Below are 25522 nucleotides of genomic sequence, written 5' to 3' on the forward strand. Positions count from 1 at the left end.
CGGCGATGGGTTCCCGACGCAAGGTGTTCGTTAACCTCAGGTCTTTTCATGTCAGCTAAAATCTTAACTTCAACGCTCATTGGCCTGGATGCCTTCCGACAGGATCCGCTGACTGCCCTGCAGCAGGCGGAAAAGGGCACGCTGGCGGTGTTAGATAACTATGCGCCGGTGATGTACGCCATCACACCGACGCGTCTGGCTGAGCTGCTGGCGCTGGAAGCCGCCGCCCGGCAGCCAAATGATGTGGCGCTGGATGACAGCCTGTATGACGACGCGCCCGCCGCGATTCATACGCCAGCAGGGAAGTTCGCCATGTATCAGGGCTGGCAGCCGGACGCCGACTTTACGCGTCAGGCCGCCATCTGGGGCGTGGCGCTGAGTGAACCGGTGACGCCCAGCGAGCTGGCGGCCTTTGTGGCCTACTGGCAGGCCGAAGGCCGGATGTTCCATCATGTGCAGTGGCAACAAAAGCTGGCGCGCAGCATTCAGATGAACCGCGCCGCAAATGGCGGGCAACCGAAGCGTGATATTACGCAGTTGCCTGATCCTGACCGTACCATTCCCGATGGTTTCCGAGGTGAATGATGAAAACGCCCAACGATCTCTTTAACCGTCTGAAAAGAATGATGCCTGAGGGCACCCGGCCGAAATTTGCCAATGGCGAAGAACTGCTGGCGTGGAATCAGGAGCAGGGTCGCCTGCGTTCAGAGGCGATTGTGCGTGAAAACCGCGCAATGAAAATGCAGCGCGTGATGGGCCGATCCGGTATTCGTGAGCTGCACATGAACTGCTCATTTGATAATTACCGGGTAGAGAATGAGGGACAGCGCAAAGCGCTGGAGCTGGCACGTCAGTACGCTGCCGAATTTGATGGCAGCATCGCCAGCTTTGTCTTTTCAGGACGCCCTGGCACCGGTAAAAACCATCTGGCCGCCGCGATTGGTAATGACCTGATCCTGCGCGGTAAAAGTGTGCTGATCGTGACGGTCGCCGATCTGATGTCGAGCATGAAGGGCACCTTCAGCGGCAGTAGCGGCATTACCGAAGAACGGCTGATTCAGGATCTCAGCAGCGTTGATCTGCTGGTGATTGATGAAATTGGTATGCAGAGCGAATCGCGCTACGAAAAAGTGATCATCAACCAGATCGTTGATCGCCGTTCTTCGTCGAAACGACCGACCGGCATGTTATCTAACCTCGACCATGCGGGTATGAATGCACTGCTGGGTGAACGCGTCATGGATCGTATGCGGCTCGGTAACAGCCTGTGGGTGCGTTTCGACTGGGAAAGCTATCGCAGTCGGGTGCGCGGCGACGAATATTAATCAGTGACCCGGCTGTGCCGGGTCACTGCGTTAATCGGGCCTGATGTTCCGCATCCTTGCCTTTCGCCACCCTTGCTTTGTCTTTCTCCCCAACCCGGCGCAGACAACGGTGCTGCACCCGCAGCCTCGCCCGCTCCGCCGGTACCGCAGAAAACCCGTGTTAATCCGGCAATCCGATCATCATCACGATCTCCGCCACCGTCGATTGGGTTGTGTGAAACAGCACGCAAAGTGTGGGATGAAGAATCCGCATGGGCTGATACACTCAATTGTTACTCCTCTGTTGAGTGAACCCGTGATGAAAACGAATGGCAAAGGCCCTGCACTACTGAGACTGAATAACCAGAAACGGGTGATGACTCAGCTGCGTAAGCTGCGCGTGACGTCGCGTCAGGATCTGGCGGAGGTGCTGACACTCAGCAAAAATACCGTCTCGTTAATCATTGATGACCTGCTTGAACAAGGCCTGATCGAAGAGCTGGGCCCGGTCAGCGTGGCGGCCGCCGGACGGCCTAAAATCGGGATTACCCTCAGGCCAGAAAAACTTAAGAGCGCAGGCATTATGGTGGAACGCAACGTTGTCCACTGGCGGGTCTGCGACTATTTTTCCCAGGTACTGGCTGAAGCGACGCTACGTACTGATACCAGTAATCCGACCCGCCTGCTGGCTGAGCTGGCCATGCTGTGCCGGGAACTGATTGAGCACTATCCCGATTTGCTCGGCATTGGCCTGGGCTTTCCCGGCATCGTTGATCCGCGACGCGGCTGGATGCACATTTCATTGCCGCTTGAATGGCAGGATGTTGACCTGCTGAGCGCGCTACGCAAGCACGTTCGTCTGCCGATTCGCATTATGAACAATGTTAAAGCCGCCGCGCTGCTGGCTGTTGATCAGCGTGGATTATCGGTGGAGAGCAGCCATTTTTATCTGCGTATTTCAGAGGGGATTGGCGGCGCACTGGTACAGCATGGCGAAGTCTTTACCGGCCACAGTTGGACGGCGGGCGAGGCGGGCCATCTGGTTGTCCAGCCCGAAGGGCCGCGTTGCAGTTGTGGTCGTCGGGGTTGCCTTGAAGCGCTGGTCAGTCAGCCTGCGATTAAACAACAGCTGGCACAGCGTCAGCCTGGCCTGAGCTGGCAGAACCGCGACAGCGCGCCACGCGTGGTGGATGAGGTAATGGCGCTGGCGGGTGGCTATCTGGGTGCGGCACTGAGTCAGATTATGCTGCTGCTCAATCCCGCCACAATCATCATTGATTGTCCGTGGAACGCCAGTGAGCGCTTCTGTAAGGCGGTACGCGATACCGCACACGGTAACGCGCTGGCCTTTACCGCCGCGCATACTCAGCTGCACTTCCCGGAGAACCGGATTGACCCGGCTAACGGGCTGGCACTGGCGGTGCTGGAGGAGAGTGAGCAGCGGATGTTTTAGTGGCGCGGCCCGTGCTTTTTTACCCGATATCCATTCCCGCCATACTCACCCTTTCCTTCTACAACACATTCTCCCCAAAATGCTGGCGATACTCCTTCGGGGTGGTGTCGTAGCTTTTGCGGAACACTGAATAGAAGTATTGCAGCGAAGGGTAACCGCACATTTGCGAGATCTCATTGATATTGAGCGATGAAGAAGCCAGCAGTTCGCGCGCTTTTTCCAGTTTTTCGCGATGAATCATGGCATGAATGGTGTCTCCAGTCTCATCACGAAAGCGTTTTTCCAGGTTAGATCGCGACAGCCCGACCGCATCCAGCACCTGTTCCACCTTAATGCCCTTACAGGCGTTAAAGCGGATGTAGTGCATTGCCTGAATCACCGCCGGATCGCGCAGTGAGCGGAAGTCGGTTGAGCGCCTTGCGATGACTTTCACCGGCGGCACCAGAATGCGCTGAAGGGGCAGAGGCTGATTATCCAGCAAACGGTGCAGCAGTTTGGCCGCCTGATAACCCATCTGCCGTGAGCCCTGCGCCACGGACGAGAGCGCGACGCGTGACAGATAGCGGGTCAGCTCCTCATTATCAATCCCGATCACCGTTAACTTTTCCGGCACAGGTATTTTCAGGTGTTCACAGGCTTGCAGCAGATGTCGCGCCCGGGAGTCAGTCACGGCGATAATGCCGGTTTGCGGCGGCAGTGTCTGCAGCCAGTCGGCGAGCCGGTTCTGAGCGTGCTGCCAGTTTTCCGGCGCGGTTTCCATACCCTGATAGACCACGCCCTGGTAACGCTCATGCCCTACCAGCTGGCGAAATGCCTGTTCCCGCTCCTGCGCCCAGCGCTTGCCACTGGAGGCCGGTAAACCATAAAAGGCAAAGCGGTTGATGCCCTTCTCTTTCAGATGCAGAAAAGCTTTCTCCACCAGCGCGGCGTTGTCAGTGGCGATGTAATGCACCGGAGGATAATCTTCCTGGCGATGATAAGAGCCACCCACGCCGACAATGGGGACAGAGACATTCGACAGCAGAGCTTCGATAGAGCGATCGTCGTAATCGGCGATCACCCCATCACCCAGCCACTCACGGATGTTGTCGATGCGGCAGCGAAAATCTTCTTCGATGAAAATATCCCAGTCCGTCTGCGACGCCTGTAAATACTCACCGACGCCCTCAACCACCTGACGGTCATACACTTTATTGGCGTTAAACAACAGCGTAATGCGATAACGTTTATCATGCATGATGGCGCGTTCCCTTAAATCCTCAGCGCATTGCATAACACGGCTGAAAGGGGCAAAAAAATTGTTTGCGCCACAATGTGATCGCCCGCGCGATTACACCCGACGCCGCGTTGCGGTATCCATCCACACCGCCAGCAGCAGAATCGCGCCTTTGACGATGTACTGCCAGAAAGTCGGCACATCCATCATGCTCATGCCGTTATCCAGCGAGGCCATGATAAAGGCCCCCATGACCGCGCCCGCCACCGATCCCACGCCGCCCGCCAGGCTGGTGCCGCCAATGACGCAGGCGGCAATCGCGTCGAGTTCCGCAATATTACCCGCCGATGGTGAGCCGGCACCCAGCCGCGAGCTGAGAATCAGCCCGGCAATCGCCACCATCACACCGTTGATGGCAAACACCGCCAGCTTGGTCCGCGCCACGTTAATGCCCGACAGGCGTGCTGCATCTATGTTGCCGCCAATAGCGTAGATACGACGGCCGAATGCGGTGCGGGTTGCCATAAACATGCCCGCGAGCAGCAGCACAGCCAGCAACAACACCGGCGTAGGTACGCCACGATAATCATTGAGTAACCAGATGGCACCCAGCACTAAGATAGCCGTGATCGCCTGACGCCCCACGGTGCCGCTTGCTGCGCCCTGTGGCAGGCCGAGTTGCTGACGACGCAGCCGCAGCCGCCATTGCCAGAGTGTAAACAGCGCCAGACCTGCAACACCAAAGCCGAAACCGACACCGCCCGGCAGATAACTCTGTCCAATCTGCGACATGCCCGGTGTAATCGGCGCAACGGTGGTGCCATCGGTAATGCCGACCAGAATACCGCGGAACGCCAGCATCCCCGCTAGCGTCACAATAAACGACGGCACTTTGCGATAAGCCACCCACCAGCCATTCCAGGTGCCGAGCAGCAGTCCCATCACCAGTGTGACCACGATGGTCAGCGGCAGCGGCCAGCCGAGCCAGACATCAAAGATTGCCGCCGCACCGCCCAGCAGACCCATCATGGAACCCACTGACAGGTCGATCTCCGCCGAGATAATCACGAACACCATGCCGACCGCCAGAATGCCGGTGATGGCGGTCTGACGCAGCAGGTTGGAGACGTTACGCGCACTGAGCCACGAGCCATCGGTAGTCCAGGTAAAGAACAGCGCAATCAGCACAATCGCGCCCAGCATCACCAGAACCTGCAGGTTAGGCAGCGTGAACCTGCCCGGTGACGGTTTGCCCGGCGTACCTGAGAGGCGGCTTTGGGTACTTTCACTTTTAAGCATAATGTTCACTCCGCAGGGCAGCTTCCATCACCTGCTCCTGAGTCAGATTATCGTTAATCAAATCGGCTTTGATCTGCCCTTCATGCATCACCAGAACCCGGTCGCTCAGGCCCAGTACTTCCGGCAGCTCAGAGGAAATCACAATCACCGCGATACCCTGCTGAACCAGCGCATTGATCAGCAGGTAGATCTCCTGACGGGCACCCACATCAATGCCGCGTGTCGGTTCATCCAGGATCAGGATTTTTGGATTGAGCAGCAGGCACTTCGCCAGAATCGCTTTCTGCTGGTTGCCGCCGCTTAAACGGCCAATCGGCAGTTCCGATGAGGAGGTTTTTACGCGCAGCCGACTGATCGCGTCGTTGATCGCTTGCTGCTCCTGCGCTTCATCCAGCGTCGAGAGTCGGTGACTGAACTGATCCAGCGCCGCCAGGGTAATATTTTTGCCCACTGCCATCAGCGGCACGATGCCATCCTTTTTGCGATCTTCCGGCACCATCGCAATACCGTGCGCAATGGCGGCACGGCAATCCGTAATGTTGACCTGTTTGTCGTTGATCCAGATATCACCCTGCCAGCGCCCGGGCCAGACACCAAACAGGCACTGCACCGTTTCAGTCCTGCCTGCGCCGACCAGCCCGGCAATGCCAAGGATTTCACCGCGTCTGAGTGTAAACGAGACATTGTTGACGCGGCGGATGTGGCGGTTAACCGGATGCCAGGCGGTGAGATTGTCCACTTTGAGTATCACATCGCCAATCTGATGCGGCGCATGGGGATAGAGCGCGGTCAGCTCGCGTCCGACCATCATGGTGATGATGTCATCTTCGCTCAGGCCTGCCGCAGGACGGGTGGCAATATGCTGGCCGTCACGGATTACGCAGATGGTGTCGGAGATCGCCTTGACCTCGTTCAGCTTGTGCGAGATGTAGATGCAGGCGATACCGTGTTCACGCAGATTACGAATGATGCCCAGCAGCACATCCGTCTCCTGCTCCGTCAGAGAAGAGGTCGGCTCATCCAGAATCAGCAGCCGGACCTGTTTGTTAAGGGCGCGGGCAATCTCCACCAGCTGCTGCTGACCCAGGCCTAACTCGCCCACGCGGGTGGCAGGCGAGACGTTCAGCCCGACCCGCGCCAGCAGTTGCTGGCAGCGCAGGGTCATGGTTTCATCATCCACCATACCGAAACGACTCAGTTCGGCTCCGAGGAAGATGTTCTCCATCACCGTCAGTTGCCGCACCAGCGCCAGCTCCTGATGGATAATCACAATGCCTTTACGTTCGGTATCGCGAATGGTCTGTGCCTGAATGTCGTCGCCAGAGAAGTGAATCTGTCCCTCAAAATCGCCGTGCGGATAGAGTCCGCACAGGATTTTCATCAGCGTCGATTTGCCCGATCCATTCTCACCGCACAACGACATCACTTCACCCGCCTCAAGTTGCAGGCTGACATCATTCAGCGCCTTAACAGCACCGAAACGTTTGGTGATGTTTTTCATTTCCAGCAGCATCGACTGTTCTCCCTCACGCTATGCGCGGTCAGAGTTCGCTCTGTTTGTGGAAACCGTCTTTCACCACGGTGCTTTCGATATTGTCTTTGTTAACCGGAATCGGCTTCAGCAGCCGTGACGGCACATCTTTCAGGCCATTGTTCAGCGTGCTGTTGCTGGCGGGTGTTTTGCCCTCGCCCAGTTCGACGGCAATTTTCGCCGCTTCGGTGGCCAGCTCCGTGATCGGTTTGTAAACCGTCATGGTCTGCGTACCCGCTTTGATACGTTTAATCGCGGCCAGATCGGCATCCTGTCCGGAGATCGCCACTTTTCCGGCCAGCCCCTGCGCGCTCAGGGCCTGAATTGCACCACCTGCGGTGGCATCGTTTGAGGCCACAACCGCATCAATGTGGTTACTGTTGGCGGTCAGGGCATTTTCCATAATTTTCAGGGCGTTTTCCGGCAGCCAGGCATCGACCCACTGATCGCCGACAATTTTAATGCTGCCGTTATCAATATAAGGTTTTAACACTTTCATCTGTCCGGCACGGAACAGGCGGGCGTTATTATCCACTGGCGAACCGCCCATTAAAAAATAGTTGCCCTTAGGCACCTGTTTCACAATGCTTTCGGCCTGCAACTCGCCCACTTTTTCATTATCGAAAGAGATATAAAAATCGATATCTGCATTATTTATCATTCGGTCATAGGCCAGCACTTTAATGCCTTCCCGTTTCGCTTCAGCGACTACGTTACTCAATACCTGACCGTTGTAGGGAATAATCACCAGCACATCGACACCGCGATTGATCATATTTTCAATCTGCGACATCTGTGTCTCTTCGTTGCCGTTGGCTGACTGAACAAACACCTTAGCACCCAGCGTTTCCGCCTGTTTAACGAAAATATCGCGGTCTTTCTGCCAGCGCTCAAGGCGCAAATCGTCAATCGCCATGCCGATCTTCACTTCTTTTGCCACGCTGGTCTGGCTGAACAGCGCCAGCGCCGCGCAGGCGGCGAGCAGTGCATGTTTCATCTTCATTGTGATCATCCTGTAGGTTGAGGCTATTGTCGTTTCAGGCCTATAAACCAGGCAGATGAATTGTTGCCCTTCTTCTCCGGTTACAGCAATTACTGATTTTTATCCGGCTATTACGTTTTTTGGTTTATTTCATTTTTTATGAGCGCGATCGAGGTTTCATCTTTTTAAGACAAGAGAGTGAACATGTTAAATCATCCCGTTAATAACATTATTTTGCGAGACAGCGCACAAATAATAATTATCTGATGCCCGTTATGAAATATCGTAATTGAGCTGAAGCCACAGCCCCTATTGAATATTGCTTCAACGCAGACCATTCGGGTACTGATGCTAAGGAGCACACCATGCACGCTTATTTCGATCAGATCGATCGGGTTCGTTATGAAGGCACCCAGTCGACGCATCCTCTTGCTTTCCGCCACTACAATCCCGATGAGGTCATCCTCGGCAAGACCATGGCGGAGCATCTGCGCTTTGCTGCCTGTTACTGGCACACCTTCTGCTGGAATGGCGCAGATATGTTTGGCGTGGGGGCTTTTGATCGCCCATGGCAGAAAAGCGGGGATGCGCTGCAGCAGGCAAAACTAAAGGCGGATGTGGCCTTTGAGTTTTTTCATAAACTGAATGTGCCGTGGTACTGCTTCCATGACGTTGATGTCTCTCCTGAAGGTGATTCGCTGCACAGCTACAAAGAAAACTTTGCCGCTATGACCGATAAGCTGCTGGAGAAACAGCAGGAGACCGGCGTGAAACTGTTGTGGGGCACGGCCAACTGCTTTACCCATCCACGCTACGGGGCCGGCGCTGCCACTAATCCCGATCCGGAAGTCTTTGCCTGGGCCGCGACGCAGGTCTGCAGTGCAATGCAGGCGACCAAAACCCTGGGTGGCGAAAACTATGTGTTGTGGGGCGGACGTGAAGGCTACGAAACGCTGCTGAATACCGATCTGCGCCAGGAGCGCGAGCAGATTGGCCGCTTTATGCAGATGGTGGTCGAACACAAACATAAAATTGGCTTCCAGGGCACGCTGCTGATTGAACCAAAACCGCAGGAGCCGACTAAGCATCAGTATGATTATGATGTCGCGACGGTGTATGGCTTCCTGAAACAGTTCGGCCTGGAGAAAGAGATCAAGGTTAACGTTGAGGCTAACCATGCCACGCTGGCGGGCCACTCTTTCCATCATGAAATCGCTACCGCTATTGCGCTGGGTATTTTTGGTTCAGTCGATGCCAACCGCGGCGATCCGCAGTGCGGCTGGGATACCGATCAGTTCCCGGTCAGCGTGGAAGAGAATGCACTGGTGATGTATGAGATCCTTAAAGCGGGCGGCTTTACCACTGGCGGCTTAAACTTTGATGCCAAAGTGCGTCGTCAGAGCACCGATAAATATGATCTCTTCTACGGTCATATTGGCGCGATGGATACCATGGCGCTGGCGCTGAAAGTGGCGGCTCGCATGATCAGTGATGGTGAACTCGACAAGCGTGTGGCACAGCGCTACAGCGGCTGGAATGGTGAGTTCGGTCAGCAAATATTGAAAGGTGAGTTTTCACTGGAGGCACTGGCGGCGCATGCTCAGCAGCAGCAACTCAATCCGCAGCATCAGAGCGGACGTCAGGAGCAGCTGGAGAATCTGGTGAATCACTACCTGTTTGATTTCTAACCCTTCAGGAGCAGAGCATGTTTATCGGGATCGATTTAGGCACCTCTGGCGTCAAAGTGGTGCTGATGGATGCACAGGGCAACGTGGTGGCGACAGAAACGTCGCCCCTGCAGGTTTCGCGTCCACAGCCCTTGTGGAGTGAACAGGATCCCGAAAGCTGGTGGCAGGCGCTGGAGCTGGCTATGCAGGCGCTGAGCGCGAAGCAGGATCTGCGCGTAGTGCAGGCCATCGGGCTAAGCGGACAGATGCATGGTGCCACGCTGCTCGACAGCGCTAACCAGGTGTTACGTCCAGCCATGCTCTGGAATGACGGACGCAGCGAGGCGCAGTGTCGTGAGCTGGAACGGAAGGTGCCGGATTCGCGGGCTATCACCGGCAACCTGATGATGCCCGGCTTCACGGCTCCCAAGCTGCTGTGGGTGCAGCAGCATGAACCGGCCATCTTCAGTCAGATTGCTCACGTGCTGTTGCCCAAAGATTATCTGCGCTGGCGATTAAGTGGCGACTTCGCCACTGATATGTCTGATGCCGCAGGGACAATGTGGCTGGATGTGGCGGAGCGTGACTGGAGCGATGTGATGCTGCACGCCTGCGATCTCAGCCGGGATCAGATGCCGACGCTCTATGAAGGCAATGCCCTGACGGGCACACTGCATGCTGAACTGGCGACACGGTGGAAGATGAACGCGGTGCCGCTGGCTGCGGGCGGTGGCGACAATGCTGCAGGTGCGATAGGTGTCGGCATGACCGAACCCGATCAGGGAATGCTGTCGCTGGGGACATCGGGCGTCTACTTTGTGGTAAGCGACGGCTATCTCAGCAATCCGGCGCGCGCGGTACACAGCTTCTGCCATGCGTTACCGCAGCGCTGGCATCTGATGTCGGTGATGCTCAGCGCAGCCTCCTGTCTCGACTGGGCGGCAACACTGACCGGATGCAAAGATGTTCCTGAGCTGCTGGCTGAAGCGGAGCGCGCACGCGATGACGTACCCGGGTTATGGTTTTTGCCCTATCTTTCCGGTGAGCGTACGCCGCATAACAACCCGAATGCACTGGGCGCCTTCTTTGGCTTCACCCACCAGCACGGCCGGCCTGAGCTGGCACGATCGGTGCTGGAAGGCGTGGGATTTGCTCTGGCGCAGGGCATGGATGTGCTGCATGAGTGTGGCGTGCAGCCAAAGAGTATTATGTTGATCGGCGGCGGCGCACGCAGTGCCCTGTGGCGTCAGATGCTGGCGGATATCAGTGGCCAGACGCTGGACTATTGCCACGGAGGTGAAGTGGGTCCGGCTCTGGGCGCCGCAAGGCTGGCGCAGCAGGCGCTGAATCCGGAAGTCACCGTCCCGACGCCGACTCTGGTGCAGCGGCATCAACCGGATCCGGACAAAAGGGTACATTACCAGTCACGTCGGGAGACCTTTTCAATTCTGTATCAGCAACTTCTGCCGCTCATGAAGTAATCCGTCCAGGATGCCCGGTATAGCAACCGTTTGGCCTGGCATCCTTCCTTATTGCTACTGCCTCTTACTGTTCAGCCGCTGCCGTATTAACGCGTCTCCTGGCGCAGTATCAATTAATGGCCCCCGTCGATAATAAGGTTTAATGCTGGCGTATGCCGATAAGCCAGGCTGGCGATGTTGTCTGCCGGTTTGCGAAGCAGACGGATACTGTTTACCACCTGTCACGCTATTCTTTGCACTGACGCTTAATCAGTCAACACCAGAAAAGTGTATCTCAGCTAACTGCCAGCTTATTTCGCTGCTACACTAAAATGCTTCTGTTTTACGTAACGTGAAAATTCAGCGTTGATTCAGATTGCGCGGGTTAAACCGGTTAAATACCTTCACGCAAACTAAAACGATTTTTTTTGGCGCGCGCATTTAGTTCCAGGCGAGCTATGCAATCATTATCTGCCCGACAATAGAAAATATAATAATAAGAATCAATATCATTATCTTTCACCTGATATATTCAGGTCCAGTAATGCTTAAGGAATTAGCATGTTAAAAGCAATGAAATACTACATCAGCAATCATTATGAGAGCGGAACGTTGTTACATCGGGAAGGCTGTAATTTAATTCCGAAGTCTCTCGACGATCGGACATTTATTGGCACCCTTTATACAGCGCTGCAGGCAATGACCGTAGCATTACAGCATCACCACGAAGTTGGCCGATGTCTGGTATGCCTGAAACAACCCAATAATGGTCAGGCTGACGCATTAGAAGAAGGAAGTATCAAATCTTTTACGAAGCCAGCTACCACCCTGGTTCAAAGGCCTGCGACCAAAGCAAAGAAGAGGCCTGCGACCAAAGCAAAGAAGAGGCCTGCGATAGCAGGCCATACGTGCCAGCTAGCTGAAAGATCTGGCATCACACATGCTACGGTGATGCTGAATAAAAATCCTGAGCCCCAGCAGATATTGGGTCCGCAACGGGTGGTGAAGATAAAGAATGGCCTGCGGGTTGTTGCGGTGCAACATTCCCCCTTTCACTGGCAGAGTGAGTAGCCCCTGACAACAGAATAAAGTACCTGAAGCAAGTAGCTGACTTATGCCGCAAGCGGATTACTCCGCCTGCGGCTTTTTTTTGGTATTACGCTGTGCGGTAACGGCGCATTACATCCACACCCTGCATGACGATATTACCCACGCTCATCTGACGATAAAAAAAGACCTGGATAAAATTGTTTAATGATTTACTGCCACAGGTAATAATAACTCTTATCAATTATACCCTTAATGTAATATTTACAGGCTCAGCCAAAGTTATATTGACCAAATATTTTAATCTTATTGTCGATTTAAAATCACAATTATTGAATCAAACCTTAGTGCGTATAAAATAAGAACTCTTTTAACTCAGGTTCTTATGGCTTTTTTTATATGTCCTTACTCTTACTCATCGTAATGATTTATGAAACGGACTAGTGTTTACGAAACAACAAATCAGTAACTTAGCAGAATTATCCTTCTTAGATTCTAAAGCGAAAAAAAGATTTATCTTTACAAGGTATTTATTTAGCCCAAATAAAAATGCTCTTTAATTTTAAAATTAAATGCTAAATTTATTTAACGCAGACGAGCTAATGTGAAAACCGCAATCATATTAATTTCACATAGATTCAGACGCTGCTTTTACAGGTTATGGATAACCTTAAAAAGCGCATTTTTAAATTTTCGTTTGTTACACACAGCAAAAGGATATGGCATGTATAAGGCCATGAAATTCTACGTCAGCGATCATTCAACCGGAGGATTGCTGCTGCATCGGATGGATTGTCCGCAGCTGCCTTCAGAGACAAGGCGGGCGTTTATAGGAAGTTGCTATACTATCAATCAGGCACTTAGCGTAGCCAGGATAAGCTATACGGGTGTGATGGCATGTCCATTCTGTGCCAGTAAGCCTGATATAAAATCAGTTAAGTCAGAAGCAAATTTGGTGTTAAAAAAAGCGACAAGACCCAGAAAGAAATTAATCTGATCAAAAATTGATCTCATCGGAATCTGACAATTTTATTGCCAGTGAGATTAATTGAGTGTGTAAGCTCTCTGAATAAATCCCTCTGTATCCGCTTGATATATGTTATCAACCGCACTCTATCCTGAAATAGAGTGCGGATTTTTTTCTCATCTTGCTGATCATCTACTGAGATGACGATCGTCAATCCTGTTGCTGAACCCGCATAGCTGAGATGACAGTCACAGCCCATCCTTCAGGTGAGCATCAGCCAATGGCCCCCAGCGTATCTTCCTGACTCTGTTTCTTCGGCAGCAGGAACAACGTTGCCACAATATCCAGCAGATAAATCAGCGCCAGCAGAGTAATCGCCGCTGTGAACGAGAACTGGCTCGCCAGCAGGCCAATCACGACCGGACCAAAACCGCCTACGCCACGCCCAAGGTTGAACAGGACGTTCTGCGCGGTGGCACGTACCTGTGGCGGGAAGGTATCGGAAATCAGCGCCCCATAGCCGCCAATCATGCCGTTAACAAACATCCCCATGATGGCGCCGGTAAAGAGCATGATGTTCGGGTCACGCAGCTGCGCATAGACCACCACCATCACGACAGCGCCAAACTGATAGAGCAGGAAAATTTTCCAGCGTGCAAAGCGATCGGCCAGCACGCCAAACAGCCAGATGCCAAAGGTCATGCCGACGACGGTCACGGCGGTCCAGAGGCCCGATTTTGTCAGGCTGAAACCAAAGCTGGAAGAGAGGTAGCTCGGCATCCAGATCATCAGCCCGTAGTAGCCAAAATTCTGGACGGAGCAGAGGATAAAAATGCCCAGGCTGGCTTTAGCGGTAGCGCGATCGCGGACCAGCAGCTTCAGGCGTGCCGGAAACGATAGTGACGGCACATGTTTAACCTGTCGCTGATACGCCTCAGGTTCTCCCATCCCGCGACGAATGGCGAACGAGACCAGCGCAGGCAACAAACCAACCAGGAACATGCCACGCCAGCCGATGATATTCAGCAGCGGTGGCGTGATAAAGGCCGCCATCAGCACGCCCAGCTGCCAGCCGATACCGACCCAGGCTGAGGCACGATTACGCTTCTCCGCAGGCCAGGCTTCGGCAATCAGCGCCATGCCAATACCAAACTCGCCGCCCAGTCCCACACCTGCCAGCGTTCGCCAGGCGAGCAGATCCCAGTAGCCCTGCGCCACCGCGCACAGGCCGGTAAAGATAGAGAAGACCAGAATCGTGACGGTCAGCATACGAATACGCCCATAACGATCGCTGAGATGACCAAAGACGATGCCACCGATGACCGCGCCGATCAGCGTCCAGGTCACCAGCGATCCTGCCTGTGATGGATTGAGCGCCAGTGAAACACTGATAGCCGGCAGCATAAACCCGAGTATCAGCAGGTCAAATCCATCCATGGCATAACCGCTTACCGCAGCCAGCATCGCTTTGCCCGGCGTTACGCCCGGTTTAGATTGGGGAGAAGGGGACATCATTGCGCACCTCAGAGAGTAAAGTGCCGCAATTATAAAGAGAGTTCAGGAGGTGACCAATCAGAAAGGCTTATCCCTGCGCCTGTCTGGCACAGGGATAAGGTGTATCAGGAAGGTTTGTTGCTGCCATCGTCACCCGACAGTAATTCATCGAGCCGATCCCCGCCCACATGACGAAAATCCTGACCTTTGACGAAATAGAAGATGATTTCGCAGATGTTCTGGCAACGATCGCCGATGCGCTCAATGGCGCGGGCGCAGAACAGTGCCGTCAGCACGCTGGGAATCGTGCGCGGATCTTCCATCATGTAGGTCATCAGCTGACGAACAATGCCTTCATACTCTTTATCCACCTTTTTATCTTCGCGGTAGATGGTAATCGCTTCATTGAGATCCATACGTGCAAAGGCATCCAGCACATCATGCAGCATCTGCACGGTGTGACGTCCCAGCGACTCAAGGCTCACCAGCAGCGGAAGATGCTGTTGACCAAACTTCTCCAGCGCCGTGCGGCTGATCTTCTCCGCCACATCGCCAATGCGCTCCAGCTCGGAGATCGTTTTGATGATCGCCATCACCAGACGCAAATCGATCGCGGTTGGCTGACGTTTGGCGATGATGCGCACGCAGGCTTCATCAATCTCAACTTCCATCATGTTGACCTTCTGGTCGCCGTCGATCACCCGCTGCGCCAGTTCGCCATCCAGATTATGCATCGCGGTAATAGCATCAGTCAGCTGCTGCTCGACCATGCCGCCCATGATCATCACCTGGGTACGGATATGCTCCAGTTCGGCATTGAACTGACCGGAGATGTGCTTATTCAGATTCAGATTATCCATGTCGTTCTCCTGTCAGATCAGCCGTAGCGGCCAGTAATGTAGTCTTCGGTTTGCTTCTGCGCGGGCTTGGTGAACAGCGTGTCGGTGTCGCTGAACTCAATCAGTTCGCCCAGGTACATGAAAGCGGTATGGTCAGAGCAGCGTGCTGCCTGCTGCATGTTGTGCGTCACGATCACCACAGTGTAATCCTGCTTCAGCTCGGTGATCAGCTCCTCGATACGGCCGGTGGAGATGGGGTCCAGCGCGGAGCAGGGTTCATCCAGTAGCAGAACTTCCGGACGAATCGCGATGCCACGGGCAATGCACAGACGCTGCTGCTGGCCGCCGGAAAGACTGTAACCGCTCTGATGCAGCTTGTCTTTGGTTTCATTCCACAGCGCCGCTTTGGTCAGCGCCCACTGTACGCGCTCATCCATATCGGCACGTGACAGCTTTTCAAACAGACGCACGCCGAAAGCGATGTTGTCATAGATCGACATCGGGAACGGTGTCGGCTTCTGAAACACCATGCCGACGCGGGCGCGCAGCAGCGCGATATCCTGCTGTGTCGCCAGAATATTTTCGCCATCCAGCAGAATGTCCCCTTCGGCCCGCTGCTCCGGATAGAGTGAGTACATCTTATTGAAGGTACGCAGCAGGGTAGACTTACCACAGCCCGAGGGCCCGATAAACGCGGTCACCTCATTCTTAGCGATATCCAGATTGATGTTCTTCAGCGCATGAAACTTGCCGTAATAGAAGTTCAGATTACGGACCTGAATTTTATCGGCTGATGCTGTCGCGATACTCATAATTCATCTCTCTTATACGGCGCCGCTCAGGGCCGCGCCGGAAGTTAACCGTGTTTACCTTTGGCGAAAATGACCCGCGCGACAATGTTCAGCAACAGCACGCAAAGGGTAATGATCAGCACACCCGCCCAGGCCAGGCTCTGCCATTCGGCAAACGGGCTCATGGCGAATTTAAAGATGGTGACCGGCAGGTTCGCCAGCGGCTGCATCATGTCGGTGCTCCAGAACTGGTTCGACAGCGCCGTAAACAGCAGCGGGGCTGTTTCACCTGCGATGCGGGCAATCGCCAGCAGCACGCCAGTAATGATGCCGGAGACCGAGGCTTTCAGGGTGATGGCCGAGATCATCTTCCACTTGGGCGTGCCGAGCGCATAAGCGGCTTCACGCATGCTGTCTGGCACCAGACGCAGCATGTTTTCAGTGGTACGAATCACAATGGGCACCTGCAGCAGGGCCAGCGCAATCACCCCGGCCCAGCCGGAGAAGTGCTGCATCTTCGCCACCACCAGGGTGTAGACGAACAGGCCGACCACAATGGAGGGAGCTGAAAGCAGAATGTCGTTAATAAAGCGAATCACTTCTGACAGCGCCGATTTGCGACCATATTCCGCCAGGTAAATACCCGCCATGATGCCCAGCGGCGTACCAAAAAAGGTAGACCAGAAAATCAGTAATCCACTGCCCGCCAGGGCGTTCGCCAGACCGCCGCCCGCGGTATTCGGTGGTGGCGTTGATTCAGTGAACAGGGACCAGGAAAGCCCATCTACGCCGCGCGTTACGGTGGTAAACAGGATCCACACCAGCCAGAACAGACCAAATGCCATGGTCAGCAGCGACAGCGTCAGCGCAATTTTATTTTTAGTACTGCGCCAGGACTGCATTTTACGGCGCGATGCGTCCAGATCGGCGCGCGCCTGAATTTCAATCGTAGTCATGAGCGCGCTCCTTCACTTTTCTGCAGTCGCATAATCATCAGCTTTGAAATCGCCAGCACGATAAAGGTAATCACAAACAGGATCAGTCCCAGCTCCATCAGCGCGGCAACATGCACGCCCGACTCCGCTTCTGCAAACTCGTTAGCCAGTGCTGAGGTAATGCTGTTACCCGGCATAAACAGCGACGGGCTGTCGAGCTGGTAGGTGTTGCCAATAATAAAGGTGACCGCCATGGTCTCGCCCAGCGCACGACCCAGTCCCAGCATCACACCACCAATCACGCCATTTTTGGTAAAGGGCAGTACGACGCGCCAGATCACTTCCCAGGTGGTGCAGCCGATACCGTAAGCAGACTCTTTCATCATCACCGGGGTCTGTTCAAACACGTCGCGCATGACCGAAGCGATGTAAGGGATGATCATGATTGCCAGAATCACCCCTGCAGCAAGAATACCGATACCAAAAGCCGGGCCGGAGAAGAGTTCGCCGACAATCGGAATGCCCGACATCACGTCGTTAACCGGCGTCTGAAAATATTCGGCGAACAGCGGCGCGAAAACAAACAGGCCCCACATGCCGTAAACGATACTCGGGATAGCCGCCAGCAGCTCAATAGCCGTGCCCAGCGGGCGACGCAGCCAGGCGGGTGAGAGTTCAGTCAGGAACAGCGCGATACCGAAACTCACCGGCACGGCAATAATCAGGGCAATGATGGAGGTTACAAGGGTGCCGTAGATCGGTACCAGTGCACCAAATTGTTCGTTGGGCGCATCCCAGGTTTTGGTCCACAAAAAGGCGAAACCAAACTTCTGGATGCTGGGCCACGAGGAGATGATCAGGGAAACAATAATGCCGCCCATCAGTAACAGTACAATCAGCGCAGCCAGTCTGACCAGCGCGCCAAAAATCTTATCACCTTGTTTACCCGGGGCTTTGAATGCCGGCTTCGTTGCAGCCATAGAAGTCTCAGTCTTCAGAAGTTATCAGGGCGGCATGAGCCGCCCGTTGGGTCTGACCGGACCGCTGCCCAGTCAGGGTCGGTCAATTACTGATAAAGCGCTTTACCAGAACTGTCTTTGATGTTGGCTTTCCAGGCGGCGCGAATCTGCTCGGTCACGCTCTCTGGCAGCGCAGCATAATCCAGCGCAGTGGCGGTTTTGCTGCCTTTCTTGTAAGCCCAGTCGAAGAACTTCAGTACTTCAGCGCCTTTGGCCGCATTCGCCTGGTCTTTGTAGATCAGAATGAAGGTGGTTGAGGAGATTGGCCAGGCATCAGCGCCCTTCTGGAAGGTCAGATCCTGTGCGAACGATTTGCTCCAGTCAGCGCCTTTCGCGGCATTGCTGAAGCTGGTTTCGCTTGGTGCGACCGCTTTACCATCAGCATCCATCAGTTTGGTGTAGGTCAGGTTGTTCTGTTTAGCGTAGGCATATTCAACATAACCGATTGAACCCGGCAGACGCTGAACAAACGCGGCGACGCCGTCGTTGCCTTTACCGCCCAGACCCACTGGCCAGTTAACGGTGTTGCCTTTACCAATTTTGCTGTTCCAGTCCTGGTTCACTTTCGCCAGATAGCTGGTGAAGACGAAGGAGGTGCCTGAACCATCAGCGCGACGCACCACGTTGATGTTGGTTTCCGGCAGTTTCACGCCCGGGTTAAGTTTGGCGATCGCCGGGTCGTTCCACTTTTTGATGGTGCCGAGGTAGATATCACCAACGGTCTTGCCATCCAGCGTCAGCTGGCCTGACTTGATACCGGGCAGGTTAACTGCCAGTACCACACCACCGATCACGGTAGGGAACTGGAACAGGCCATTTTTCTGCAGATCTTCATCTTTCATTGGCGCATCGGACGCACCGAAATCAACGGTTTTGGCGATGATCTGTTTAACGCCGCCAGATGAACCGATGCCCTGGTAGTTAATTTTGCTACCGGTGGCTTGCTGATATTCTGCTGCCCACTTGGCATAAACCGGCGCCGGGAACGTCCCGCCTGCGCCAGTGAGATCGGTGGCCGCAAAAGCAGATACCGCGCTTACGGCGAAGGTGGTGGCGAGGATTCGGGCTACGGTGCTACGCATCAGTGTCATGTTCCCTCCAGGGGAGAAAAGTCAGGCTTGGGGCCGTTTTAGTAAGAGTCTGTGATTGCTGCAGGAGGGAAAATAGGACAGTTTGATGACAGTGAAATGTACGAAATATGACAGTTATATGACAGAGGCCCAGAATGAAGTGGGCCCGCGACGGGGCCCACCAGGTTATTCCACGGTAACGGATTTTGCCAGGTTACGAGGCTGATCGACGTCGGTACCTTTAATCAGGGCGACGTGATAGGAGAGTAGCTGCAATGGCACGGTGTAGAAGATAGGAGCAATCACTTCTTCAACGTGCGGTAACGGAATAATTTTCATCCCGTCACTGTCGCTGAAGCCCGCATCCTGATCGGCAAACACATAGAGCAGGCCGCCGCGTGCGCGCACCTCTTCGATGTTGGATTTCAGCTTCTCCAGCAGTTCGTTGTTAGGTGCCACCACAATAACCGGCATGTCAGCATCAATCAGCGCCAGCGGGCCATGTTTCAGCTCGCCTGCGGCGTAGGCTTCCGCATGAATGTAGGAGATCTCTTTAAGCTTCAGCGCCCCTTCCATGGCAATCGGATATTGGTCGCCACGACCCAGGAACAGCGCATGATGCTTGTCAGAGAAGCCTTCAGCCAGATTCTCAATCAGCTTATCCTGCGCCAGCATCTGCTCAATCCGGTTCGGCAACGCCTGCAGGGCATGAACGATCTCATGTTCAGTCTCAGCAGACATCCCTTTCAGACGGCCCAGTTTCGCCACCAGCATCAGCAGCACGGCTAACTGTGTAGTGAACGCTTTGGTAGAGGCGACGCCGATTTCGGTGCCCGCTTTGGTCATCAGCGCCAGGTCAGATTCCCGCACCAGTGACGAACCGGCTACGTTACAGACCGCCAGTGACCCCAGGTAGCCCAGCTCTTTAGAAAGACGCAGCGCTGCCAGGGTATCTGCCGTTTCACCCGACTGCGACAGGGTGATCAGCAGGCTGTTTTTGCGCACCGCTGACTTGCGATAGCGGAACTCAGAGGCGATCTCCACATCACAGGGCAGGTTAGCCAGCGACTCAAACCAGTAGCGTGACACCATGCCAGAGTTGTAGGAGGTGCCACAGGCGATAATCTGGATATGCTCTACCTGGCTCAGCAGCGCTTCTGCGCCCGCGCCCAGTTCGCTGAGATCAACCTTACCCTGGCTGAACCGACCGCTCAGGGTGCTTTTCAGCGCCATCGGCTGTTCGTAGATCTCTTTCTGCATGTAGTGACGGTAAATACCTTTGTCACCGGCATCATATTGCAGATTAGATTCGATCTCGGCACGCGTCACGGTGTTGCCTTCGCGGTCAATAATCGTGACATCACGACGACTGATCTCGGCGATATCACCCTCTTCCAGATAGATAAAGCGGCGGGTCACTGGCAGCAGGGCCAGCTGATCAGAAGCGATAAAGTTTTCACCCATCCCACGACCAATAACCAGCGGGCTGCCGGAACGGGCCGCCACCAGCAGTGAGGGATCGCGGCTATCCATGATCACCATGCCATAGGCACCGCGCAGCTGTGGAATCACACGCAACACCACTTCGCGCAGTGAACCGCCCTGCTTCTGCTCCCAGTGAACCAGATGCGCCACTACTTCGGTGTCGGTTTCAGAGGCAAAGACGTAGCCGCGCGCGATCAGCTCAGCGCGCAGCGGCTCATGGTTTTCAATGATGCCGTTGTGCACAATGATAATGTGCTCTGAGATGTGCGGATGCGCATTCGCTTCCGACGGTTCGCCATGGGTTGCCCAGCGCGTGTGCGCGATGCCGGTGCCACCAATCAGCGGTTGCTGTTCAGCGGCTTCTGCCAGCTTCTGCACTTTCCCTAAACGTCTCAGGCGCGTGACGTGCCCCTGACGATCGACCACGGCCAGACCGGCCGAATCATATCCGCGATACTCAAGACGACGCAGACCTTCCAGCAGAATTTCTGCGATATCGCGTTGTGCTACTGCACCAACAATTCCACACATAATGATGTTTTCCTGACTACATGGCTTTTCGCCACTTCTGTTGTCATGCGACCTGATATCCGGCTTTGCCGGTTCCCCGAGCCTTGTAGAGAGTGGGGATTATAGTTTTGGCACTGCACTGCATCGGCCCGCATAAAGCGGGCCGTTAAAAAATTTATTTTTTCTTCACCGGACGCTGCCAGTCCGCTTTGTGATTCTGCTCTTTGCGGTTGTAAACCAGACCGGCCTGAGGCACATCCCTCATAACGGTAGTACCTGCCGCGATGGTGGTGCCTGGCGCGACGTTGACCGGTGCCACCAGTTGCGTATCCGAGCCGACAAACACGTCATCGCCAATCACAGTTTTGAATTTATTCGCGCCATCGTAGTTGCAGGTGATCGTGCCTGCACCGATATTCACGTTGTCGCCAATCTCTGCATCACCCAGGTAGGAGAGGTGACCCGCTTTCGAACCCTTACCCAGACGCGCTTTCTTCATTTCGACGAAGTTACCCACGTGGGCGGCCTGCGCCAGCTCGCAGCCAGGACGCAGACGGGCAAAAGGCCCAACGGTACAGGCGGTGGCGAGATTAGCATCCTCGATCACCGTATAGGGGCTGATCTCACAGTCATCGCCAATCACGCTGTTTTTGATAATGCAGCCTGCGCCAATTCTGACGCGCGAGCCCAGCGTGACCTGGCCTTCAATAATGACGTTGGTGTCGATTTCAACATCCCGTCCATGGGTCAGCGTTCCACGCAGATCAAAACGCGCCGGATCGCGCAGCATTACGCCGGCCAGCAGCAGTTTTTCCGCCTGTTCAGCCTGGAAAGTGCGTTCTAATGTCGCCAGCTGCAGCCGGTTATTGACACCATCCGTTTCACTGATGCGTGCCGGATGGACCGCGTTGATCACCCGGCCTTCCTGATGCGCCAGCGCGATAATATCAGTGATGTAATATTCACCCTGCGCATTGTTGTTGGTCAGCTGCGCCAGCCAGCGTTTTAAGTCGCCCCCGTTGGCGATCAGAATGCCGGTGTTGATCTCTTTAATAGTGAGCTGCGCCGGGCTGGCATCTTTCTGTTCGATAATGCCGGTGATGGTGTCGTTTTCACGCACAATGCGGCCATAGCCGGTAGGGTCATCCAGTACCACGGTGAGTAAGCCGATGCCGCCCTGCGGTTTTGCTTCGCGAAGACGCTGTAATGTCGCCTGCGTGATCAGCGGCACGTCGCCATAGAGCATCATGATATCTTCATCATCTGCAAAAGCAGGGGCAGCCTGCTGCATAGCATGGCCGGTGCCGAGCTGCTCGGCCTGCAGCACCCAGTTAAGCGTGCTGTCAGTGAGGGTCGCTTTCAGGCGATCGCCGCCATGACCATAAACCAGATGCACATGCTGTGCGCCCAGCCCTTTGGCGGCATCAATGACGTGCTGAACCATCGGTTTGCCTGCCAGCGTATGCAGAACTTTAGGCAGATCGGAATACATACGGGTGCCCTTGCCAGCAGCAAGGATCACCACACTCATCGCACTGTTAGACATAACTATCCTGAGTGAATTTTTACGGGTGAAAGTAAAACGGTTTGAGGTTGAGATTACTACATTTTTCTCAGGCCGAAATTAGGCGGACAGGCAGATCGGGCGCCGCAGGCAAAAAAAATGCCAGCCCGAGGGCTGGCATTTCGTGACGCATAAAGCTGGATTACATCGCTTTTTTGGTCAGTTCGATCACGCGCAGTTTAGCAATGGCTTTCGCCAGCTCGGCAGAGGCCTGAGCATAGTCCACGTCGCCATGGCTGCTGTTCATGTGCTCTTCTGCTTTGCGTTTTGCTTCCAGTGCGCGCGCTTCGTCCAGATCGGTACCGCGAATCGCGGTATCGGCCAGAACGGTGCTGCTGCCTGGTTGCACTTCCAGCACGCCGCCAGAGAGGTAGATATACTCCTCTTCGCCGTGCTGTTTCACGATACGGATCATTCCAGGCTTAATGGCAGTCAGCAGCGGCGCATGGCCAGGGAAAATCCCCAGTTCACCTTCGCTACCTGACACCTGAATCTTCTGTACCAGACCAGAGAACAACTGCTCCTCTGCGCTGACCACATCCAGGTGATAAGTCATAGCCATAATCTTCCTCCCGGGAAACCGTTATTACAGTTTCTTCGCTTTTTCCACGGCTTCTTCGATGGCGCCAACCATGTAGAAGGCCTGCTCTGGCAGGTGGTCAAACTCACCTTCCATGATGCCTTTAAAGCCACGGATAGTGTCTTTCAGCGTAACGTATTTACCCGGTGAACCGGTGAATACTTCCGCAACGAAGAACGGCTGAGACAGGAAGCGCTGAATCTTACGCGCACGTGCCACCAGCAGTTTGTCTTCTTCAGACAGCTCATCCATACCGAGGATGGCGATGATGTCTTTCAGTTCCTGATAACGCTGCAGCAGTGACTGAACGCCACGCGCAACATCATAGTGTTCCTGACCAACAACCAGCGGATCCAGCTGACGGCTGGTAGAGTCCAGCGGGTCAACGGCCGGGTAGATACCCAGAGATGCGATCTGACGGCTCAGCGTTACCGTTGAGTCTAAGTGCGCAAAGGTAGTTGCTGGTGACGGGTCAGTCAGGTCATCCGCAGGGACGTAAACGGCCTGTACGGAAGTGATTGAACCGGTCTTGGTGGAGGTAATACGCTCCTGCAACACACCCATCTCTTCTGCCAGCGTTGGCTGGTAACCTACCGCAGATGGCATACGACCCAGCAGTGCAGAGACTTCTGTACCGGCCAGGGTATAACGGTAGATGTTATCGATGAACAGCAGAACGTCGCGGCCTTCATCACGGAATTTTTCCGCCATGGTCAGACCGGTCAGGGCTACGCGCAGACGGTTACCCGGCGGCTCGTTCATCTGGCCATAGACCAGAGCAACTTTGTCGATAACGTTTGAGTCAGTCATTTCGTGGTAGAAGTCGTTACCCTCACGAGTACGCTCACCCACACCAGCAAACACTGAGTAACCTGAGTGTTCAGCTGCGATGTTACGGATCAGTTCCATCATGTTGACGGTTTTACCTACACCCGCACCACCGAACAGACCCACTTTACCGCCTTTGGCAAACGGACACATCAGGTCGATAACCTTGATGCCGGTTTCCAGCAGTTCCTGCGAGTTAGACTGATCTTCATAAGAAGGCGCTGCGCGGTGAATAGAGGCGATCTCTACTGCGCTGCCATCTTCTTCTTTCAGCTCGCCTTTCATATCGATTGGCTCGCCGAGAACGTTCATGATACGGCCCAGAGTCGCTTTACCGACTGGTACCTGAATCGGTTTCTGCAGGTCGTTGACGTTCAGACCACGCTTCAGGCCGTCAGACGTACCCATTGCGATGGTACGTACTACGCCGCCGCCCAGCTGCTGCTGTACTTCCAGCACCAGACGCGCATCACCATTCATAACCTCGAGGGCGCTGTACACTTGCGGTACCGCGTCCTGAGGGAATTCGACGTCAACAACGGCGCCGATAATCTGGACAATCTTTCCAGTTGCCATCTTGAATCCTCTACCTAATTCCAAACCTGGTTAAACCGCGGAGGCCCCCGAGACGATCTCGGTAAGTTCCTGGGTGATGCTAGCCTGACGAGCTTTGTTGTAAACCAACTGCAGCTCTTTGATCAGATTTCCGCCGTTATCGGTTGCGGCTTTCATCGCTACCATACGTGCGGCCTGCTCACTGGCCAGATTTTCCACCACACCCTGATAAACCTGCGATTCGACATAACGACGCAGCAGGGTATCCAGCAGCGCTTTCGGATCGGGTTCGTACAGGTAATCCCAGGTCTTCGCCTTCATCTCTTCTTCACCTTCCGCTGGCGCTAACGGCAGCAGTTGGGTGATGGTCGGAGTCTGAGACATGGTGTTATTGAACTTGTTACTGACGATCATCAGTTTGTCGATGCGGCCTTCATCATACGCCTGCAACATCACTTTTACCGGGCCAATCAGATCAGACAGGGCAGGTTTATCGCCCATGCCGCTGACTTGCGCCACGATGTTGCCACCCACTGCACTGAAGAATGACGCCCCTTTTGAACCGATAATCGACAGATCGCTCTGCACGCCTTTATCGGACCAGGACTTCATATCCGCCAGTAATTTTTTGAACAGGTTAATGTTCAAACCACCACAAAGCCCGCGGTCTGTAGAAACGACCAGGTAGCCGACGCGCTTCACGTCGCGCTGTTCCAGGTAAGGGTGCTTGTATTCCAGATTACCCAACGCAAGGTGACCAATCACTTTGCGCATGGTGTCTGCATACGGACGGCTGGCCGCCATGCGTTCCTGCGTTTTACGCATCTTGGAGGCGGCGACCATTTCCATCGCTTTGGTGATCTTCTGCGTATTTTTCACGCTTCCAATCTTGCTTCGTATCTCTTTTGCGCCGGCCATTAGCTTCT

21 protein-coding genes are annotated in these 25522 nt (G+C 54.5%); 6 read left to right on the forward strand and 15 right to left on the reverse strand.

Features of this window, described 5'->3' with window-relative positions; all coding sequences use genetic code 11:
* Positions 1–48: 48 nt before the first annotated feature.
* The 3 genes from dnaT to P2R09_RS00875 all read left to right on the forward strand — a co-directional run bounded on the left by dnaT (position 49) and on the right by P2R09_RS00875 (position 2757).
* The gene (gene dnaT / locus P2R09_RS00865) at positions 49–585 is read left to right on the forward strand and encodes a primosomal protein DnaT (protein ID WP_275766206.1); all 537 of its coding nucleotides are present in this window, start codon (positions 49–51) and stop codon (positions 583–585) included.
* Complete coding sequence (dnaC, locus tag P2R09_RS00870; protein ID WP_003849584.1) at positions 585–1325, forward strand: DNA replication protein DnaC; 741 nt, start codon at positions 585–587, stop codon at positions 1323–1325. Before dnaT ends, dnaC begins: the two co-directional genes overlap by 1 nt.
* 298 nt (positions 1326–1623) lie before the next feature.
* Positions 1624–2757 (forward strand): ROK family protein, encoded by a 1134-nt coding sequence (locus P2R09_RS00875; protein ID WP_275766209.1) that lies wholly within the window; start codon positions 1624–1626, stop codon positions 2755–2757.
* Between the two features lie 58 nt (positions 2758–2815).
* Here P2R09_RS00875 and xylR read toward each other — a convergent pair whose 3' ends face one another.
* The 4 genes from xylR to xylF all read right to left on the reverse strand — a co-directional run bounded on the left by xylR (position 2816) and on the right by xylF (position 7806).
* A complete protein-coding gene (gene xylR / locus P2R09_RS00880) occupies positions 2816–3994 on the reverse strand; it encodes a D-xylose utilization transcriptional activator XylR (protein WP_275766212.1) in 1179 nt (392 codons plus the stop codon).
* 93 nt (positions 3995–4087) lie between these two features.
* Complete coding sequence (gene xylH, locus P2R09_RS00885; protein WP_003849574.1) at positions 4088–5272, reverse strand: xylose ABC transporter permease XylH; 1185 nt, start codon at positions 5270–5272, stop codon at positions 4088–4090.
* Positions 5265–6785 (reverse strand): xylose ABC transporter ATP-binding protein, encoded by a 1521-nt coding sequence (locus tag P2R09_RS00890; protein ID WP_275766215.1) that lies wholly within the window; start codon positions 6783–6785, stop codon positions 5265–5267. Before P2R09_RS00890 ends, xylH begins: the two co-directional genes overlap by 8 nt.
* Positions 6786–6813: 28 nt before the next feature.
* Positions 6814–7806 (reverse strand): D-xylose ABC transporter substrate-binding protein, encoded by a 993-nt coding sequence (gene xylF / locus P2R09_RS00895; protein WP_182630227.1) that lies wholly within the window; start codon positions 7804–7806, stop codon positions 6814–6816.
* Between the two features lie 344 nt (positions 7807–8150).
* Between xylF and xylA the strand changes: the two genes are divergently transcribed.
* The 3 genes from xylA (at position 8151) to P2R09_RS00910 (ending at position 11983) form a co-directional block, all read left to right on the forward strand.
* Positions 8151–9473, forward strand: coding sequence for a xylose isomerase (gene xylA, locus P2R09_RS00900; protein WP_003849568.1), 1323 nt, complete (start codon positions 8151–8153; stop codon positions 9471–9473).
* A 17-nt stretch (positions 9474–9490) separates the two neighbouring features.
* Positions 9491–10933 (forward strand): xylulokinase, encoded by a 1443-nt coding sequence (gene xylB, locus P2R09_RS00905; protein ID WP_275766220.1) that lies wholly within the window; start codon positions 9491–9493, stop codon positions 10931–10933.
* A 540-nt stretch (positions 10934–11473) separates the two neighbouring features.
* On the forward strand, positions 11474–11983 hold the full coding sequence (locus tag P2R09_RS00910) for a hypothetical protein (RefSeq protein WP_275766223.1): 510 nt from the start codon (positions 11474–11476) through the stop codon (positions 11981–11983).
* A 1216-nt stretch (positions 11984–13199) separates the two neighbouring features.
* Here P2R09_RS00910 and P2R09_RS00915 read toward each other — a convergent pair.
* From P2R09_RS00915 to atpG, 11 genes are all read right to left on the reverse strand, one after another.
* Complete coding sequence (locus P2R09_RS00915; RefSeq protein ID WP_003849555.1) at positions 13200–14441, reverse strand: MFS transporter; 1242 nt, start codon at positions 14439–14441, stop codon at positions 13200–13202.
* A gap of 104 nt (positions 14442–14545) precedes the next feature.
* Complete coding sequence (gene phoU / locus P2R09_RS00920) at positions 14546–15280, reverse strand: phosphate signaling complex protein PhoU (protein WP_003849553.1); 735 nt, start codon at positions 15278–15280, stop codon at positions 14546–14548.
* A 17-nt stretch (positions 15281–15297) separates the two neighbouring features.
* Positions 15298–16071: a phosphate ABC transporter ATP-binding protein PstB gene (gene pstB, locus P2R09_RS00925; RefSeq protein ID WP_003849550.1), complete on the reverse strand. Its 774-nt coding sequence runs from the start codon at positions 16069–16071 to the stop codon at positions 15298–15300.
* Between the two features lie 44 nt (positions 16072–16115).
* Entirely contained in the window at positions 16116–17006 is an 891-nt protein-coding gene (pstA, locus tag P2R09_RS00930) for a phosphate ABC transporter permease PstA (protein WP_275766229.1), read from the reverse strand.
* Positions 17003–17965 carry a phosphate ABC transporter permease PstC gene (gene pstC / locus P2R09_RS00935; RefSeq protein ID WP_003849546.1) on the reverse strand — a complete coding sequence of 321 codons (963 nt, stop codon included), beginning with the start codon at positions 17963–17965 and terminating at the stop codon, positions 17003–17005. Before pstC ends, pstA begins: the two co-directional genes overlap by 4 nt.
* Before the next feature lie 86 nt (positions 17966–18051).
* Positions 18052–19095, reverse strand: a complete 1044-nt coding sequence (gene pstS / locus P2R09_RS00940; protein WP_003849544.1) for a phosphate ABC transporter substrate-binding protein PstS — start codon at positions 19093–19095, stop codon at positions 18052–18054.
* A gap of 165 nt (positions 19096–19260) precedes the next feature.
* Positions 19261–21090, reverse strand: a complete 1830-nt coding sequence (glmS, locus tag P2R09_RS00945; RefSeq protein ID WP_275766232.1) for a glutamine--fructose-6-phosphate transaminase (isomerizing) — start codon at positions 21088–21090, stop codon at positions 19261–19263.
* A gap of 154 nt (positions 21091–21244) precedes the next feature.
* Positions 21245–22615 carry a bifunctional UDP-N-acetylglucosamine diphosphorylase/glucosamine-1-phosphate N-acetyltransferase GlmU gene (glmU, locus tag P2R09_RS00950; RefSeq protein ID WP_275766235.1) on the reverse strand — a complete coding sequence of 457 codons (1371 nt, stop codon included), beginning with the start codon at positions 22613–22615 and terminating at the stop codon, positions 21245–21247.
* Positions 22616–22775: 160 nt separating this feature from the next.
* Complete coding sequence (locus P2R09_RS00955; RefSeq protein WP_008926374.1) at positions 22776–23195, reverse strand: F0F1 ATP synthase subunit epsilon; 420 nt, start codon at positions 23193–23195, stop codon at positions 22776–22778.
* Positions 23196–23219: 24 nt separating this feature from the next.
* Positions 23220–24617, reverse strand: a complete 1398-nt coding sequence (atpD, locus tag P2R09_RS00960) for a F0F1 ATP synthase subunit beta (protein ID WP_008926373.1) — start codon at positions 24615–24617, stop codon at positions 23220–23222.
* A 30-nt stretch (positions 24618–24647) separates the two neighbouring features.
* Positions 24648–25514: a F0F1 ATP synthase subunit gamma gene (gene atpG, locus P2R09_RS00965; protein WP_003849534.1), complete on the reverse strand. Its 867-nt coding sequence runs from the start codon at positions 25512–25514 to the stop codon at positions 24648–24650.
* Positions 25515–25522 lie beyond the last annotated feature (8 nt).

The organism is Pantoea sp. Cr_R13 (assembly GCF_029222565.1).
GTDB classification, from domain to species: domain Bacteria; phylum Pseudomonadota; class Gammaproteobacteria; order Enterobacterales; family Enterobacteriaceae; genus Pantoea; species Pantoea eucalypti.

Coding starts and splice junctions, on each gene's coding strand:
- dnaT (WP_275766206.1), top strand. CDS start 49: ATGTCAGCTAAAATCTTAACTTCAACGCTCATTGGCCTGGATGCCTTC.
- dnaC (WP_003849584.1), top strand. CDS start 585: ATGAAAACGCCCAACGATCTCTTTAACCGTCTGAAAAGAATGATGCCT.
- P2R09_RS00875 (WP_275766209.1), top strand. CDS start 1,624: ATGAAAACGAATGGCAAAGGCCCTGCACTACTGAGACTGAATAACCAG.
- xylR (WP_275766212.1), bottom strand. CDS start 3,994: ATGCATGATAAACGTTATCGCATTACGCTGTTGTTTAACGCCAATAAA.
- xylH (WP_003849574.1), bottom strand. CDS start 5,272: ATGCTTAAAAGTGAAAGTACCCAAAGCCGCCTCTCAGGTACGCCGGGC.
- P2R09_RS00890 (WP_275766215.1), bottom strand. CDS start 6,785: ATGCTGCTGGAAATGAAAAACATCACCAAACGTTTCGGTGCTGTTAAG.
- xylF (WP_182630227.1), bottom strand. CDS start 7,806: ATGAAGATGAAACATGCACTGCTCGCCGCCTGCGCGGCGCTGGCGCTG.
- xylA (WP_003849568.1), top strand. CDS start 8,151: ATGCACGCTTATTTCGATCAGATCGATCGGGTTCGTTATGAAGGCACC.
- xylB (WP_275766220.1), top strand. CDS start 9,491: ATGTTTATCGGGATCGATTTAGGCACCTCTGGCGTCAAAGTGGTGCTG.
- P2R09_RS00910 (WP_275766223.1), top strand. CDS start 11,474: ATGTTAAAAGCAATGAAATACTACATCAGCAATCATTATGAGAGCGGA.
- P2R09_RS00915 (WP_003849555.1), bottom strand. CDS start 14,441: ATGATGTCCCCTTCTCCCCAATCTAAACCGGGCGTAACGCCGGGCAAA.
- phoU (WP_003849553.1), bottom strand. CDS start 15,280: ATGGATAATCTGAATCTGAATAAGCACATCTCCGGTCAGTTCAATGCC.
- pstB (WP_003849550.1), bottom strand. CDS start 16,071: ATGAGTATCGCGACAGCATCAGCCGATAAAATTCAGGTCCGTAATCTG.
- pstA (WP_275766229.1), bottom strand. CDS start 17,006: ATGACTACGATTGAAATTCAGGCGCGCGCCGATCTGGACGCATCGCGC.
- pstC (WP_003849546.1), bottom strand. CDS start 17,965: ATGGCTGCAACGAAGCCGGCATTCAAAGCCCCGGGTAAACAAGGTGAT.
- pstS (WP_003849544.1), bottom strand. CDS start 19,095: ATGACACTGATGCGTAGCACCGTAGCCCGAATCCTCGCCACCACCTTC.
- glmS (WP_275766232.1), bottom strand. CDS start 21,090: ATGTGTGGAATTGTTGGTGCAGTAGCACAACGCGATATCGCAGAAATT.
- glmU (WP_275766235.1), bottom strand. CDS start 22,615: ATGTCTAACAGTGCGATGAGTGTGGTGATCCTTGCTGCTGGCAAGGGC.
- P2R09_RS00955 (WP_008926374.1), bottom strand. CDS start 23,195: ATGGCTATGACTTATCACCTGGATGTGGTCAGCGCAGAGGAGCAGTTG.
- atpD (WP_008926373.1), bottom strand. CDS start 24,617: ATGGCAACTGGAAAGATTGTCCAGATTATCGGCGCCGTTGTTGACGTC.
- atpG (WP_003849534.1), bottom strand. CDS start 25,514: ATGGCCGGCGCAAAAGAGATACGAAGCAAGATTGGAAGCGTGAAAAAT.